The sequence below is a fragment of the Alteromonas sp. MMG017 genome (assembly GCF_018100795.1).
Taxonomy (GTDB): domain Bacteria; phylum Pseudomonadota; class Gammaproteobacteria; order Enterobacterales; family Alteromonadaceae; genus Alteromonas.
The window spans coordinates 35,286-50,019 of record NZ_JAGJDY010000012.1 but is presented as its reverse complement, the minus strand read 5'-3'; the positions used below and the strand labels follow the sequence as shown (position 1 = coordinate 50,019).

The following is a 14,734-nucleotide window of genomic DNA, read 5'->3' as shown; positions in this document are numbered from 1 at the left end:
TAGACCTTCGTGTCATATTTATTACAGTTTTGTATATTTCGTCAATTCCGTGACGTGATTTCATCGCATTTTTTGCACCACACACCTGACCATTTGGTCAAGTTATTTTACTTATCAAAACCAAGGTCGTCTGACTTGTTCTTGTGGTTTCTATTGATGACATATCATGGACTAATAAACAGCGTTTAACAAAATTCAGTCTGATTTGTAAAAAACACTTATTTTTCATGACTATAACCAATTAAAATAAATTTACCTATTGCAATAAATAACCTTAGCTGATGAAATTAGCACATAAATCACTAACTCATTTGGTTATTTTTTTGCCAAAAGTCAGAATTATTGCTACCGGAAGGTGGATCATACTCCTTATTGCCGCACTTGTTTGCGGCAGCGCTGGCTATTTTTCACAGAAAATAGAATTTATTCCGGTGCCCCCTCAAACTGGTCGAACTTTAACCTGCCAAACCGAGTTACAAAACAACCTAGACATCTTTTCAGTGTATGTCACAGATGGCTCTATCGCGAATATGGCCTTAGAACGTTTATGCGATAACAAAATCATCAAAAGGCAATTTGGCCAAGTCAGGGTCATCGTCGGGCAAAGCGACTACGATACCTTTCGCTATATAAACCATGGCGTGGTCGATTTAGCGTTGATTAAACGTAATGTAGTAGATGCCTTCGGTGCAGATCAAATTTATGGTTTAACTTTAATAGCATCGCACCCTAATTACAGCGCTTTCTTTATATCTCAACGTGAAAAGCCCCTGCTTGAAAAAGAGTACTTGCTTGGCAAACGAATTGGGCTGCTCGATTACCCTTCCAGCCGCTCAGGTCACATCGTTCCAAAAACCATACTTCAAAATCTTGGGTTAACTGAGAACAACGTAGACATTGTGTACTTCAATTCCCACAAAGATTTGCGCAGAGCATTACTTGCGGGAGAAGTCGATATTATCTCATCGTATTGGGCTGAAGAAGATGAGCAAATTTTGTCTAAGAACTATGCAACCCCTCTACTAAAGAGCGTTAGCGGCATGCAATGGTTTTTAAAAATGCAGATGCAAAACACCGATTTACTTTGCGCCATGCAGTCTGTAGTGAAAGATATCGCCGATTCTCACTCACGCCCCTATTACAAAACTCTCGTTCTCGTGAATGGATGTAGCAAAGATGAGTAGTATGATGTCAACTGTTCGCCCGTTTACCCTAATTTGTGTACTGATACTTTTTGCGGTACTTCAAATCATCAGTACGTTTGGTCAGGTTATTGGTATTCAGTCTGCTCGCCATAATGCGAAAGACAACGTAGAAAGAAGAATCATATTAGACAGTGCGTTTCTTGATGTTGGGAATGCAACGCTAAATACCCCCGTAAATACGTATGCGGTAGGTCGGTATATTGAAACTATCAACGAAGATTTAGCCGCTGACAATTACCCGATTAGAGTCACCTCAATTCAGGGTGTAAATGCTGATGAAACGTATCCCGAGTACAGCTTATCCCATACTTTTGTATTCGAAAATGCAGAGCAAAAAATTACGCTAACTATGCAATCGCTTCCTATGTATCAAAACCTGACGATGAGTTGGTGGGCGTTGATAGTATCGGTGCTGCTTGCGCCAGCGTTTGCTATTCCTAGGCAGCGAAAAGCAAAGCACATTGTCAATGAAGAGTTAGTTGCCCCACCTAAGCCCAAACTTGTCATTAATTTGCGAGATAAAACGTTAGGCAATAGCGTAAATGACACCGTTGTTATATTGCAAAATAAGCCCCTTTGCTTTTATACGGCACTCGTTAAATATTGCACCGAGAACCCAGAGCACCCACTTCCACCGCACAAAGATGTGCCTATCGAGCTGATAGCACTAGCTAATAAAGCCTTTTCACGATTGATTGAACTAGGACATACAAAACGTAAAAGGCCAGACTTTAACGCCAACTTAGATAAAACCTTAAGCGAGATTCGCGCCTCGTTAGATGAAGTGTTTGCCTTGTACCCTGAGGAAAAAGAACGTTATTACCCTCCACGAGCTCAGGGGGAAGGCTCTCGTTCAAAACAACACTCTTATGCGCTTACCAGTTTGTCCCCTGACGATGTAGAAATTATCGGAAACTAGCTATTTTTTAATCAATTATGACAGTGATATGAAAATAAATTTAGGAATGAAAACGCGCTCAAAATAAGCGAATGTTATTGATTCAGCTAGCAAATAGCGATCCATTTGACCAATTGGTATGAATATAACATTGATTCATAGAGGCTAAACGCGTATCTTTGCTCCAATAAAATCAGCTTTCTAGAATTATGCAATCGCCTTTAATTATTGCCATTTCTGGAGCTTCAGGCTCTGGAAAGTCACTGTTTACCGAAAATTTGTTTAACGGCTTCTCTGCTCAAGGAAGGCCTGTGCAAGTGCTTCGCGAAGATCACTACTATCGCGCTCAAGACCACTTGCCCATGGAAGCACGAGAAAAAAACAACTACGATCACCCCAATGCATTTGAGCATGAATTGCTTAAAGCGCATTTGCAGGCACTTAGAGATGGTCAACCTATTGATTATCCTCATTACTGCTTTAAAACGCATACTCGCCTGCCTGACACTGAACGTTTGAACCCAGCACCAGTTATTATTCTTGAAGGAATCATGCTGCTTGCTCGTGCAGATCTTCTGCCACTTTATGACGTGAAAATCTTTGTCGATACCCCACTGGATATCTGTCTTATGCGCCGCATGATACGAGATATCAAAGAACGTGGACGCACTATCGAGTCAGTTGCCAAACAGTACGAAGAGACTGTAAAACCGATGTATCACCAATTTATCGAGCCAAGCCGGTTCACTGCTGATGTAGTAGTTACACAAGGTGGTAAAAACCAAATTGCTCTAGATGTGATCAAATCTCACATACAGCAAGCGCTTCTATAAAGGATTGATATTATGGTGAGTTTACTGGGCATTGCAGTCCTTTTAGGTATTGCATTCGCGCTCTCGTCGGCGAAACGCAGCATTAGTTTGCGTACTGTTGGTGGCGCCTTTGCTATGCAAGCTTTAATCGGTGCATTTGTTCTGTATTCTGAGCCTGGCAAAGAAGTTCTGTTAGCAGCGACGGGGTTTGTTGCTAACATCATTGCCTACAGCCAAGACGGTATTAACTTCCTGTTTGGCCCTATTGGCGATAAATCTATTGCCTTTATATTTGCTTTCAATGTTTTACCCGTTATCGTTTTCTTTTCATCGCTTATTGCTGTGCTGTATCACTTAAAAGTGATGGGTTTAATTATTAAAGTAATTGGTGGTTTCCTCCAAAAGGTATTGAGAACCAGTCGCCCTGAATCTATGTCAGCGGCAGCAAATATATTTGTAGGGCAGACAGAAGCTCCATTGGTCGTTCGTCCCTTCATACCTCATATGACGCGTTCTGAGCTATTTGCCGTGATGGTAGGTGGCCTTGCCTCTATTGCAGGTTCCGTAATGGCAGGTTATGCAGGTATGGGCGTTGATTTAAAATACCTACTCGCAGCAAGCTTTATGGCAGCCCCTGGTGGTATGTTAATGGCAAAGATTATTCTGCCAGAAACAGAAGAACCTAAAGACGGCTTAAGCGAAATAGATTCAGAAGACACAGGCTATGCCAACGTCTTCGATGCAGCAGCTAGCGGCGCTGCATCTGGGATGACGCTCGCATTGAACGTGGGCGCTATGCTTCTTGCATTCATCGCCCTTATTGCCATGTTCAACGGCCTAGTTGGCTGGACAGGTGGTTTATTAGGTTATGAAAATGTCACCTTTGAAGGGATCATGGGTTACATACTTCAACCTCTAGCATGGGCAATTGGCGTTCCATGGGAAGAAGCCCAAATAGCAGGAAGCTTCATCGGTCAGAAAATGGTAGTTAACGAATTCGTGGCCTACCTGAGCTACCTTGATGTACGTTCAGAGTTATCTGAATCAACACAAGCTATTGTCACTTTTGCACTTTGTGGTTTTGCAAACTTGTCTTCTATTGCTATTTTGATGGGTGGTATTGGTGCTATGGCTCCGACACGCAGAAAAGAAATTGCTCATTTAGGCTTAAAGGCTGTTATTGCAGCAACGTTATCAAACTTGATGAGCGCAGCACTCGCTGGCTTCTACTTAACACTTGGCTAAACGATTAGATTGAACTAATACTAGATTAAGTTTAAGGCTAAGTTATTGCCCAAATGTAGACTAAATGGTCTACATTGATTACATTAGGCATCTTAGATGACGTTGATTGATTTAAGTCAACTACCAAAGCTTTTTTGGCGGCCCGTCTACCCTTATAATGCCGCAATCAAATTAAACGGGATAAAGTTATGCAATTAGTTGCTGTTGATTACACGGCGGAAAACGCCCAAAAAGAATTCGTTAAGTCACTACGAGAGACGGGCTTTGGGGTATTGAAAAACCACCCAATTCAACAGTCACTTGTGCAAGGCATTTATGATAGCTGGCAAGGCTTTTTCGATAGTGAAGAAAAAAATGACTACCTTTACAACAAAGGTAAGCAAGATGGCTTTTTCCCTCAAAGCGTTTCTGAGGTAGCCAAAGGCTTCACGAAAAAAGATATTAAAGAGTACTTCCATTATTACCCTTGGGGTCAATGTCCTGACGAACTTCGTCCTTTGCTGTCACAGTACTATTCAGAAGCGAACACGCTTGCCTCTGAGCTTTTAGGCTGGATTGAAAAACACTCTCCAGAGGAAGTAAGCGACAAGTACAGTCAACCGTTAGGCGACATGATCAAAGATTCAGATCAGACCCTATTACGTGTACTTCACTACCCACCACTAAGTGGCGAAGAAGAAGTAGATGCTATTCGCGCAGCGGCTCACGAAGATATTAATCTTATTACTATCCTTCCAGCTTCTAACGAGCCAGGATTACAAGTAAAAGCGCAAGATGGCAGCTGGTTAGACGTACCTTGCGATTTTGGTAGCTTAATTGTGAATATCGGCGATATGCTTCAAGAAGCATCGGGTCACTACTTCCCATCTACGACTCACCGTGTTGTGAATCCAGACGGCGCAGACATGACCAAGTCACGTATTTCATTGCCATTGTTCTTGCACCCTCGTCCAGATGTGAAGCTTTCAGAACGCCATACTGCAGGCACATATCTGCAGGAACGTTTGAAAGAGCTAGGTGTTATTTAAAGAGCGCTATTTTCTTTAAAAAAAGCCACGTTAAAACGTGGCTTTTTTGTTGGTGCAATTTATTCGTGCGTTCGCCGCATGTCAGTGGTCATTAGTTGTTTTGTAAGTCGTTATGAATTAGTAATTCAGAGCAATGTTAGAAAGCTTACTCATGTAACGGTTCTCATCCTGTGGATTGGGTGCAAGTTGGATGGCGCGTTTGATGTAACGCTCAGCGTTACTGATATCGCCTATCTCGTAATACACTTTAGCCAACCCAAAAAACACTTCGTGTCTTGTATTGTCTAAGCGAAGTGCGCGCTGGTAATGTGTTAAAGCGTCTGCAAACTCTCCTTCATCCAAAGCTTGTTCCCCAAGAATGAAATGGTAAAAAGGGTTTTCTTTTCGTTGCGCCTCCACCTTTGCTTTAATCTGTGCTGATTTATCAAATAGCCCTTGGTGGTAATACAAGATAGACAAGTTGTCCCACGCCGTCAGATTGTTCTCATCCAGATTTAACGCAAACTGATAACTTTGCTCTGCGGCTTCAAATGCGTCGACCATACGGTAAAGCACACCTAAATTAACCCAACTTTGTTGTAACTCAGGTGATAAAACTGCAGCAGCCCTAAAGTAGCTGTATGCCTGCGTATAACTGTTCGCAATTAGCGCGTCTGCACCTTTATTGTTATAGAACATAGACAGCACAAGGCGCTTGGTAACAGGCACCCGTGGAAAATGCGTTCTAATCATTTGCGGATCAAAATCAACATCTGCGCTACTTGGCCCGATATTCGTCACTAATGGGTCTTTAGGTACATTGATGGTTAAATTGACGTGGCCGTTTAAAAAACTAAAGCCATCTCGTCGCGTCCAGTATTCAGGTATATCTACTTCATAAAAAGTGGCATCGTAGCCTGCGTGCTGCGCCATGGCGTAAGTCATGATTGATAAAGAAAGGCAGTTGGCAGAACGATTATTAAACGTCTCACTGGCAACCGAATTCGCATTGCTGCGGTACAACAACCCCATTTCAGAATGATCAAAGATTGAGGAAATTAGCCCTTTTACGTTGGTTGTCTTTCCTCCTGACTCAAAAACAGCCTCATCTACAAATAGCTGCGCATCTTCCTCAAGTGAAAAGACTTGCTCTTGTGTCTCAATCGGAAAAGACGCATAGCTGGGGAATAAATGATCGTGTAATGCTGGATAAGGATTCGTGGCAACAACAGGCGTAGTGCTAGCACAACCTAGCATAGCTAAACTGAATAAAACGAGTAGTGCGGTAATAAGATGTCGAAGTAACATAATGCAGCCCTCCCCTATTAACACCTTGGCGAAGTATAGCGCAATTTACTAAATTTAACATTATTTTTACATTTTTATCTAAAGCTCTGCTTTCTATTACGTAAACTTAATCATCAATTTTGGTAGAAGAGGCGTAACCATTCTCGCTACATCAATTTATGTTCTCCCAAAATTTAAGGAAGGTATTTATGGTTAAGTTAATCCCATTGGTAATGATGAGCTTGATAAGTTTATCGGCTTTTGCCGGACATCATATGGAATCAGAGAAGGCAGATATCGTTGATACTGCAGCAAGTAAAGAGATGTTTTCTACCTTAGTCACGGCAGTTAAAGCTGCGGATTTAGTTGATACCCTAAAAAGTGAGGCCCCTTTCACAGTATTCGCCCCAACCAATAAAGCGTTTTCTAAACTACCAGAAGGTACGGTAGAGATGCTGCTTAAGCCTGAAAATAAGGCATTACTATCACAGGTGCTTACATACCATGTGGTATCGGGTAAGGTAATGGCTGAAGATGTGATGTCGCTAACCAGTGCCACAACCGTAGAAGGTACTGATCTCACTGTGGTAACCGCCATGGGGAAAGTAATGATTAACGATGCCACCGTGATTAAAGCCGATGTGAAAACATCAAATGGTGTCATTCATGTTATTGATACCGTATTACTTCCCGCTGAAGTCAAAAAAGCGTTGTAGCCATTGTTAATAAGTAGCGGGTTTCCGCTACTTATCCATTCTTCGCGTTTTGGCCATTTGTAAGATGCCCCTTTCAACTAGGACGCCCTATATTTTTTCTTCGAAAATAACCACTTGGTTTCGTCCGCTCTGTTTGGCTTTATAAAGTGCTTTGTCTGCTTTCGCTAATGTCATTGATGCATCAGCACTTGCACTAACTTGAGCAATACCAAATGAAGCCGTTACCTGTATCATTTCATCTTCGCAAACAACCTGCATTGCAGCAATTTCAGCCCTCATACGCTCAGCAATCATTGAAGCACTATCTATTGTGGTGGGTACTAAAGAGATAACAAACTCTTCGCCACCGTATCGAAATAATTTATCAATACTTCTTAAACTCCCAAGTATTACTTCCGTGGTTTGTTTTAAAACCTGGTCTCCCATATTGTGTCCATAATTGTCGTTAATTGATTTGAAATGATCTAAATCTAGCAAGACAATACACGCACTTTTAGATTCCGAAGAAATCAGCTGATTAATTTCGAACAACTCTTCATCAAGTGAGCGACGGTTAAATGCCCCCGTTAAAGGGTCCCGATTGTACAAAAGGGTATTAATTTCTTGTTTAAGTTTATCAAGTGTATTCAAGAAATTATCAAGATCTATATAGAAGGCGTCGAAAGCTTCATTACTGATGGGCTTGTTATTTTTCTCATTTTTTAACATCAAGGCCGCACTTTGGTGCATACACTTATGCTTTACTTCAATTTCGCGAAAAACCTTACTTTCTCTCAATTCATTTGGCTGTTCACCGAAGTACCAGCGACCAAAGCTACAGAGCTCGTGCGCATTATCTAACAGATCATTTTCCGAATAAGAGTCATGACATACAAGAGCCCGCATTAAGTTTCTAACCCAAAGCCTGTGCGAGACGATTGCATTCTCAACCTTCTCAATGACTGGCATTAACTCTTGAGTTTGAAGTGTCTGCATATTTGTCCTAATCAAATAAAAAAACTGGGTAGCGGGAGAGCACACTAATTTATACTGAATAACGCAATACTACGGAAGTTAGTTTGATAGCAAAGGAAAATCAATGTAGTTAATTAGTCTAGTTAGTACGCTATCAGAGGCGAGACAGATTTCTTCTTCAGATAAGATCCATTACTTCCTTTAAGCCCGTATACCAATGAATCAGCTTACAAGGATGAAGTCATGTTCACTGTTTACACCTACGCTATCGCAGGGCTTGCGGTAATCATTTTTACAGTATTAATTCAAAACATCGTTGCCGCTATGGCGCATCGCAAACAATCATCTTATGTACCGGGAAAAGTGGCCGAAGACTTAAGTCACGACAGCTTCGTATTTAGAAGCCATAGAACATTTCACAATTCACTTGAGAACGTAAACCAGTTTATTATTCCGGCGATACTTTGTATGTTTGTTGGCGTTACTCCTCTCTATCTGGCTATATTAGCTTGGGTGTATGGCTTATGTAGAATTGTTCATATGGCACTATATTATGGGATGGCGACTGAGCGTAACCCGAGCCCGAGAACCTATTTTTATATGATAGGGCTGGTAACTAACCTAATACTGTATGTGCTTCTCTTTGTTTCGTTAATTTAAATTCGCAAAAATGTTAATTATTAAACTTTTGTTTAATGCATTTTTTACATCTGCCGCGTTACTCTGGGTTTAACGTTTACAAATAATTGGAAACGGCTGCGTTGTAGGTTAAGGACTAACATGTTTATTGAGCAAGTGAATAAACGAGCATTATCAGACTGCCATTTATTAATTGTAGATGATCAAGCAAGCTCTCGAATGATTTTAGAAGGGCTTCTTGAAGATATGGTGAGTTGTACGTCTGTTTCTTCTGGAGAAGCTGCGCTTGCTTACTGTGAAAAAAACACGCCCGACTTAATCCTGATGGATGTGAATATGCCCATCATGGATGGACACCAAGTAGCACAAGCCTTGCGTGAAAATCCGAGTAAAACTGATATCCCCATTATTTTTGTTACCGCAACAACGACAGACGAAGCACAATCAAAGTGTTGGGATTCTGGCTGTGTAGACTTTGTGACCAAACCTATTAATGCGTGTACGTTACAAAATCGCGTGAAAGCGCACCTTAACCATAAGCTCAAAAACGATCTGTTAGAAAACCTCATTTATATTGATAGGCTTACAGGCGCCTACAATAGGCATTATTTAGAAGACTATCTTCCCCGCTTTATGAAAGATGGTAAGCGGAGCCATACCCCCCTTTCTCTTGTGCTGTTTGACGTTGATTATTTCAAACGCTACAACGACCGATATGGGCATATGGAGGGCGATAGTTGCTTATGGAAGCTAAGTAAATCGATTAACGATAGCTTGTTGCGCCCTATGGACAAATTAGTTCGTGTGGGGGGTGAAGAGTTTTTAGTTATTCTGCCTAACACTAATGAGGAAGGCGCAAAGTTAGTCGCCAATCGACTTTTAAGTACCGTGTTCGATTTAAATATTGCCCACGCCGATTCAGACCTTGCAAGGGTGACGATTAGCGCTGGTGTGGCAACGAAAAATCCAGACGATAATAAAACCATCGACTTCACTATGCTTCAAGCTGATAAAAGCTTATATGCCGCGAAAGGGCAAGGTAGAAACTGTGTGGTAGGTAGCGTGGAAACGGCTCATAATGTAATGGAGTCAAAAGTTTAAGAGATATAGTAAAGCCTAGTTTAAGGTAAATTATTAAGGTTTAACCACGCCAAGTGTTTTCCTACCAAGGGCTTTGGTATGTAATAAGTCCGCCAAGGAACTTTGTTGTGTTAACCCTAATGACGCTAGCTGTGCATAACATAAAAGTAACGCTGCCATGGCATCTTCTAATGCATTGTGTTGAGGCACCTCCGGTAAACCGGCTCTCAGTAAACATGCGCCAAGGGATGCGCTATTTAAGGGAACGACTTCATGCTCTTTTTTCAATTCATACAAAGCAAGTTGTAAAGTGTCGATGTAATAAACCTCTTGTGCCGGCAAATCTAATCGCCTAAATACCGCATCTAGCACGGCTAAATCTAAGTTAGCATTATGGATAACCAAAATCTTCGATGGTAACTGTGCGATAAATTTAGTTAGCACATCTTCTACTTTTTCGCCCTTCGCAATATGGTCTTGAATGAGTCCATGGATAACTGGGCTTTGCCCTAAAGGCGCTTTGGTTTTCACAACACTGTAAGTGCAGGTTTCTAAGGCAATACTACTGTTGCGCCCACACACCCAACCAAAAGACGTAATTTCTGACTCATTGGCGTTTAAGGAAGTCAGCTCTAAATCAATAGACATCAGGGTAGTGTCTTGTAAGGTCGCGTTTTTGAACCTATCAAGTGACCCTCGTCCGCGCCCGGATAACCAGTCACTTAGCCATTGCAACATACTTACGCCATACCACCTGAAAAATTCATGACTATCGCTTTTTGGGCTCTTTCAATAGCTTGAAAAGATGCCTTTAGCTGATGCCTTTCTATAGAAGACAAAGATGACACTGACACACTATTATCCGCCACGTTATGCTGAAGCTGATGACGCCATCGTAAGCGATTTAAAAATATCCAGATATCCCGTAAGTTCGCGGCATCCTTGGTTGAAAGCTCTGAATTTTCGGGCAATAAAGATAGCCTTGCAAGGGTGCCAGGTACTGAAATTCCACCCGCTAGGGCATAAATACGCACAATATTATTAATTAGTGCCACCGCGCGTACTTTCAAATCAATCGTATCTTTAAGTTTCCCGCCTTTTTCATAAGTAAACTTTTGAAACATAGAAAGAGGCACAGAGACTTCATTTGTATGACGGGATAATGCCGCAAGAAATAAACTTTGTTTGAGCAAAGGCATTCGTTGGCGCTGTAGCGTTTTAAACAGCCCCATATCACCAGCAGCGCAGCGTGCATCAAGAAAAATATTAAAGTGCATAATAGCATCTTTGGTAGGTGCATTTACCCACTGCCGCGCTTGCTCAACCGCTTGGTCTAGCGATAACCGAAGCTCGGGGTTACTTGCCATAATATTGCCACTGCATAGCTTAATACCGCACTTTCCTAACCCCTTGCAGACATACTCCGCCATGGCCGCAAAGTAGTCGGCTTGTGCTTGCGTGGGTGATTCAGCTAACAGCAGTGCATTGTCTTGATCTGATCCCATGGTCTGATCTTCTCTGGCTTGGGAGCCATATACTAGCCACGAAAACATCATGCCGGCTTTACCGTGTTCTTGCTGAAAGAACCCAATGAGCTTTCGCGTCATAATATCAGTTGCTTGAGAAAGCACTTTACCCGCAATATCATAATCACCTGCGTGTTTAGCATGTGCAGAAAAGTAATGCGGAAGCTGCCACGCTAAACGTGTTAATTCGTACAAATTGCTCGCTTTCGACAGTTCGCCAATGATAAATAGTACGCTACCTCGTTGGTGGCGAACAATATCACTGGCCGTTACCATACCTACAGGTTCATGACTGTCTTTATCTAATATGGGTAAATGGTGAATATTTTTTTCGGTCATTAACGCCATGGCGTCAAATAACGTTAGGTTACTGGCAACATTTGCCGGCGACGACGTCATAACACTGCTAACAGGATTCGTCAGGTCAATGCCAGCGGCAACCACTCTAGAACGTAAATCTCTGTCGGTAACAATTCCAACCAGCTGCCCTGCTTCAGTGATTAAAAGGGATGACACCCGGTTATCCGTCATCAATTGAGCTGCTTGTTGAATAGGCGTACTTACATCGGTGCCAATGGGGGCATTTTCGGTTAAATCATAAAGTGGTTTGTACAACCACATAGATTTTGATTCTGTAATGGCTTGATTTTGCAGCGCATCATGTCGCAGGCCATTGAAAAAAGTATTAATGCTATCGTATTGAAGAAGGGCTTTAAATGGTGCTTCTTCAAAGCTATACACTAAGCCAGGGCTCTCTACCGTCACCGCTATCGGATAGTCGCTACCGTCCAAAACACACTGAAAACCAAAGTAGTCTCCCTCGCTGACATAACGGGGGGGCTCTTGCCCTGCACTTACCGAAAACTGACCACTTTGGATGAGATAAATTCGGCGAGATTGCCCCATTAAGGTTTTTAGGTTTTCTTTTGTTATGTAGAGCAACTCTGCCGAGGTAAGTAAATCAGTTAATGAATCCACATCAAGCGTATCAAAGGGCGCAGAAGCAGCAACAAAATCTGCGACTTGCTGGGCAATAGCGGTCATACGTAATGCTCCTGAAACGATAAAAACCAACCCGCCGTTTAGAGTTACCCCTTTGAGCGAGTTGGTTTAACAAAGGCTCGGCCAATTACCGAGCGTCAGTGTCTTATTTTGACAATTAGCTTCTCATCGTTAGTGCGCAGATGCCTCGCCCGCTCCTTTCGGATAACGAATGCTCTCTACTAGCTCTTGGATTTCTTCCGGCGCTTCATCGGTAGACTTAAAGACAACGAAAGCAACAAGGAAATTAACCATCATACCCAAGGTACCTATGCCTTCTGGGGAAATACCAAACCACCAGTTTTCAGGTACATTTGCAGCAGGGTTCACAAACTTAAAGTAAATAATATAGGCGGCGGTGAACGCAATACCTGCAATCATGCCCGCAATCGCGCCTTTATCATTCATTCGCTTACTAAATATACCCATAATGATGGCGGGGAAGAAACTGGATGCCGCCAGACCGAACGCGAAGGCGACCACCTGCGCTACAAAGCCCGGTGGATTTATCCCAAAGTAACCGGCAATTACAATGGCTACCCCAGCCGCAAGCCGTGCGAAAAATAGCTCTGACTTGTCAGTAATATTCGGCATAAAGTTTCGTTTTAATAAATCGTGTGAAACCGATGTTGAGATAACTAACAATAAGCCAGCTGACGTAGACAATGCTGCGGCTACACCACCCGCGGCTACCAATGCGATTACCCAAGCAGGTAGATTTGCTATCTCTGGGTTAGCTAATACCATGATGTCACGGTCAACTTTCATTTCGTTGCGTTCATCACCCGAGTAAAACATCACCCCATCACCGTTCTTATCGTTGAATTCGATAAGCCCAGTCTGCTCCCAGTTTTTAATCCACGACGGCGCTTCAGCGTAACTTGTTCCGGTTAGCTCAGGTCCGTTAATAGTTTCAATCATATTCACTCGAGCAAATGCAGCCAACGACGGTGCGGTGGTATACAAAATAGCGATAAACGCAAGTGCATAACCAGCCGACTTACGTGCATCATGTACTTTCGGAACGGTGAAGAAACGAACGATAACGTGAGGTAATCCAGCCGTACCTACCATCAATGCAAAAGTAATAAAGAACACATCGATGGTACTTTTCGACCCAGAGGTATACTCATGAAACCCGAGTTCCACCGACAGACTGTCGAGTTTCTGTAATATATGCATCCCCGACCCATCTGCGAGCGTGGCGCCGAACCCCGTTTGTGGAAGTATATGACCCGTCACCATGATAGAGATAAACACTGCTGGAACAATATACGCAAAAATCATTACGCAAAACTGCGCAACTTGAGTATAGGTAATCCCTTTCATGCCGCCTAATACCGTGTAGAAAAACACGATAACCATGCCAATAACCACACCGGTTACGATATCGACTTCTAAGAAACGACTAAATACTACGCCCACGCCTCGCATTTGCCCTGCCACATAGGTAAAGCAAACAAAGATGGCGCAGAAAACGGCAACGGTTCTCGCGGTTTGGGAATAGTAGCGGTCGCCAATAAAATCCGGTACAGTAAATTTACCGAATTTACGTAGGTAGGGTGCCAGACACAAGGCAAGTAATACATAGCCTCCAGTCCATCCCATTAGGTAAACTGCGCCGTCGTATCCCATAAAGGAAATAAGACCGGCCATTGAAATAAATGAAGCTGCCGACATCCAGTCTGCGGCGGTAGCCATACCGTTTAGTACCGGGGGTACACCGCCACCAGCAACGTAGAAGTCGTTAGTAGAACCCGCTCTAGCCCATACAGCTATGGCGATATATAGCGTAAATGTTGCGCCTACAATAATAAATGTTAGTAGTTGAACGTCCATGGTATTACTCCTCGTTTACGCCATAACGTTTATCCATCGCCTTCATCTTTGACATATAAACAAAAATTAGAGCGACGAACACATAAATGGAACCTTGTTGCGCAAACCAGAAACCCAGTTTAAATCCAAAAAAGTGGATATTGTCTAGCACATCGACAAACAAAATGCCGGCGCCAAACGACACCGCAAACCAAACGACCAAAAGCTTGGCGAGGAGAGACAAATTCTCCTTCCAATATGCTTTTTTGTCGTCATCATTTCTAAATGCCATTGTTCCGTCCTCATGTCAGGTTAATCAATTGTTTTATTTTTACATTTTCCTAACGCCCGGCTTTGCTAACATTATTGCCAAGCTTTTTTGTTTAGACCGAACAGGCCTTAGAGCGGCAAAAGTCAAGCATTTAGGAGCACGACGTATACTCTAGACCTCACCATTCAAATTCCAAATGAGACCATGGTCGTAGGTAGACTATGGTCGAAATGAT

14 protein-coding genes are annotated in these 14,734 nt (G+C 42.5%); 8 read left to right on the top strand and 6 right to left on the bottom strand.

Features of this window, described 5'->3' with window-relative positions; translation table 11 throughout:
• Positions 1-323: 323 nt before the first annotated feature.
• From J8L84_RS17175 to J8L84_RS17155, 5 genes are all read left to right on the top strand, one after another.
• The gene (locus J8L84_RS17175; protein WP_247670851.1) at positions 324-1,184 is read left to right on the top strand and encodes a PhnD/SsuA/transferrin family substrate-binding protein; all 861 of its coding nucleotides are present in this window, start codon (positions 324-326) and stop codon (positions 1,182-1,184) included.
• 1 nt (position 1,185) lies between these two features.
• The gene (locus J8L84_RS17170; protein ID WP_247670850.1) at positions 1,186-2,124 is read left to right on the top strand and encodes a hypothetical protein; all 939 of its coding nucleotides are present in this window, start codon (positions 1,186-1,188) and stop codon (positions 2,122-2,124) included.
• 188 nt (positions 2,125-2,312) lie between these two features.
• Positions 2,313-2,936 (top strand): uridine kinase, encoded by a 624-nt coding sequence (gene udk / locus J8L84_RS17165; RefSeq protein ID WP_061997908.1) that lies wholly within the window; start codon positions 2,313-2,315, stop codon positions 2,934-2,936.
• Between the two features lie 12 nt (positions 2,937-2,948).
• Positions 2,949-4,160 (top strand): NupC/NupG family nucleoside CNT transporter, encoded by a 1,212-nt coding sequence (locus J8L84_RS17160; RefSeq protein WP_211071768.1) that lies wholly within the window; start codon positions 2,949-2,951, stop codon positions 4,158-4,160.
• A 188-nt stretch (positions 4,161-4,348) separates the two neighbouring features.
• Positions 4,349-5,188 (top strand): isopenicillin N synthase family oxygenase, encoded by an 840-nt coding sequence (locus J8L84_RS17155; protein ID WP_211071767.1) that lies wholly within the window; start codon positions 4,349-4,351, stop codon positions 5,186-5,188.
• 117 nt (positions 5,189-5,305) lie between these two features.
• Here J8L84_RS17155 and J8L84_RS17150 read toward each other — a convergent pair whose 3' ends face one another.
• Positions 5,306-6,475: a tetratricopeptide repeat protein gene (locus J8L84_RS17150; protein ID WP_211071766.1), complete on the bottom strand. Its 1,170-nt coding sequence runs from the start codon at positions 6,473-6,475 to the stop codon at positions 5,306-5,308.
• Between the two features lie 188 nt (positions 6,476-6,663).
• Here J8L84_RS17150 and J8L84_RS17145 point away from each other — a divergent pair, with 188 nt between their 5' ends.
• Positions 6,664-7,170 carry a fasciclin domain-containing protein gene (locus tag J8L84_RS17145; protein WP_211071765.1) on the top strand — a complete coding sequence of 169 codons (507 nt, stop codon included), beginning with the start codon at positions 6,664-6,666 and terminating at the stop codon, positions 7,168-7,170.
• A gap of 87 nt (positions 7,171-7,257) precedes the next feature.
• Here the strand turns inward: J8L84_RS17145 and J8L84_RS17140 are convergent, their stop codons facing one another.
• Positions 7,258-8,145, bottom strand: a complete 888-nt coding sequence (locus J8L84_RS17140) for a diguanylate cyclase (RefSeq protein ID WP_211071764.1) — start codon at positions 8,143-8,145, stop codon at positions 7,258-7,260.
• Positions 8,146-8,367: 222 nt separating this feature from the next.
• Between J8L84_RS17140 and J8L84_RS17135 the strand changes: the two genes are divergently transcribed.
• Both J8L84_RS17135 and J8L84_RS17130 read left to right on the top strand, forming a co-directional pair.
• Positions 8,368-8,784: an MAPEG family protein gene (locus J8L84_RS17135; RefSeq protein WP_211071763.1), complete on the top strand. Its 417-nt coding sequence runs from the start codon at positions 8,368-8,370 to the stop codon at positions 8,782-8,784.
• Positions 8,785-8,904: 120 nt separating this feature from the next.
• Positions 8,905-9,864, top strand: coding sequence for a diguanylate cyclase (locus tag J8L84_RS17130; RefSeq protein WP_211071762.1), 960 nt, complete (start codon positions 8,905-8,907; stop codon positions 9,862-9,864).
• Between the two features lie 33 nt (positions 9,865-9,897).
• Here J8L84_RS17130 and J8L84_RS17125 read toward each other — a convergent pair whose 3' ends face one another.
• From J8L84_RS17125 to J8L84_RS17110, 4 genes are all read right to left on the bottom strand, one after another.
• On the bottom strand, positions 9,898-10,581 hold the full coding sequence (locus J8L84_RS17125) for a 3'-5' exonuclease (RefSeq protein WP_211071761.1): 684 nt from the start codon (positions 10,579-10,581) through the stop codon (positions 9,898-9,900).
• A gap of 2 nt (positions 10,582-10,583) precedes the next feature.
• Positions 10,584-12,413: a DUF294 nucleotidyltransferase-like domain-containing protein gene (locus J8L84_RS17120; RefSeq protein WP_211071760.1), complete on the bottom strand. Its 1,830-nt coding sequence runs from the start codon at positions 12,411-12,413 to the stop codon at positions 10,584-10,586.
• A 129-nt stretch (positions 12,414-12,542) separates the two neighbouring features.
• Positions 12,543-14,249 carry a sodium:solute symporter family protein gene (locus J8L84_RS17115; protein WP_211071759.1) on the bottom strand — a complete coding sequence of 569 codons (1,707 nt, stop codon included), beginning with the start codon at positions 14,247-14,249 and terminating at the stop codon, positions 12,543-12,545.
• 4 nt (positions 14,250-14,253) lie between these two features.
• Complete coding sequence (locus J8L84_RS17110) at positions 14,254-14,520, bottom strand: DUF4212 domain-containing protein (RefSeq protein WP_211071758.1); 267 nt, start codon at positions 14,518-14,520, stop codon at positions 14,254-14,256.
• Positions 14,521-14,734: the final 214 nt, after the last annotated feature.

Bases quoted from the DNA above. Each gene is read 5' to 3' on its own strand.
- J8L84_RS17170 (WP_247670850.1), top strand. From the start codon at position 1,186: ATGATGTCAACTGTTCGCCCGTTTACCCTAATTTGTGTACTGATACTT.
- udk (WP_061997908.1), top strand. From the start codon at position 2,313: ATGCAATCGCCTTTAATTATTGCCATTTCTGGAGCTTCAGGCTCTGGA.
- J8L84_RS17160 (WP_211071768.1), top strand. From the start codon at position 2,949: ATGGTGAGTTTACTGGGCATTGCAGTCCTTTTAGGTATTGCATTCGCG.
- J8L84_RS17155 (WP_211071767.1), top strand. From the start codon at position 4,349: ATGCAATTAGTTGCTGTTGATTACACGGCGGAAAACGCCCAAAAAGAA.
- J8L84_RS17150 (WP_211071766.1), bottom strand. From the start codon at position 6,475: ATGTTACTTCGACATCTTATTACCGCACTACTCGTTTTATTCAGTTTA.
- J8L84_RS17145 (WP_211071765.1), top strand. From the start codon at position 6,664: ATGGTTAAGTTAATCCCATTGGTAATGATGAGCTTGATAAGTTTATCG.
- J8L84_RS17140 (WP_211071764.1), bottom strand. From the start codon at position 8,145: ATGCAGACACTTCAAACTCAAGAGTTAATGCCAGTCATTGAGAAGGTT.
- J8L84_RS17135 (WP_211071763.1), top strand. From the start codon at position 8,368: ATGTTCACTGTTTACACCTACGCTATCGCAGGGCTTGCGGTAATCATT.
- J8L84_RS17130 (WP_211071762.1), top strand. From the start codon at position 8,905: ATGTTTATTGAGCAAGTGAATAAACGAGCATTATCAGACTGCCATTTA.
- J8L84_RS17125 (WP_211071761.1), bottom strand. From the start codon at position 10,581: ATGTTGCAATGGCTAAGTGACTGGTTATCCGGGCGCGGACGAGGGTCA.
- J8L84_RS17120 (WP_211071760.1), bottom strand. From the start codon at position 12,413: ATGACCGCTATTGCCCAGCAAGTCGCAGATTTTGTTGCTGCTTCTGCG.
- J8L84_RS17115 (WP_211071759.1), bottom strand. From the start codon at position 14,249: ATGGACGTTCAACTACTAACATTTATTATTGTAGGCGCAACATTTACG.
- J8L84_RS17110 (WP_211071758.1), bottom strand. From the start codon at position 14,520: ATGGCATTTAGAAATGATGACGACAAAAAAGCATATTGGAAGGAGAAT.